General features: G+C 48.5%; 1 pseudogene. It reads left to right on the forward strand.

Annotated features, from left to right (window positions below):
* Window positions 1–468: pseudogene (locus ACM5Q9_RS14275) on the forward strand (hypothetical protein); the annotation flags it as partial.

Raw genomic sequence — 468 nt, forward strand, 5'->3', positions numbered from 1 at the left:
CGGTGGTAATTTGGGTGTAACGGGTAATACTTCCCTGGCCGGTGATGCCGGTGTGGGCGGTAACCTGGGTGTTACCGGTGATTCAAACGTTACTGGTAATTCAACCGTTGGCGGTAATTCAACTGTTACCGGTGATTCAACCGTCGGTGGTAATTTGGGTGTAACGGGTAATACTTCCCTGGCTGGTGATGCCGGTGTGGGCGGTAACCTGGGTGTTACCGGTGATTCAAACGTTACTGGTAATTCAAACGTTACTGGTAATTCAAACGTTACTGGTAATTCAAACGTTACTGGTAATTCAAACGTTACTGGTAATTCAAACGTTACTGGTAATTCAAACGTTACCGGTAATTCAAACGTTACCGGTGATTCAAACGTCGGTGGTGATTTTGGCGTGGCGGGTAATACTTCCCTGGCCGGTGATGCCGGTGTGGGCGGTAACCTGGGTGTTACCGGTGATTCAAACGT

It is taken from the genome of Advenella sp. RU8 (genome assembly GCF_048381675.1).
Taxonomy (GTDB): domain Bacteria; phylum Pseudomonadota; class Gammaproteobacteria; order Burkholderiales; family Burkholderiaceae_B; genus Advenella.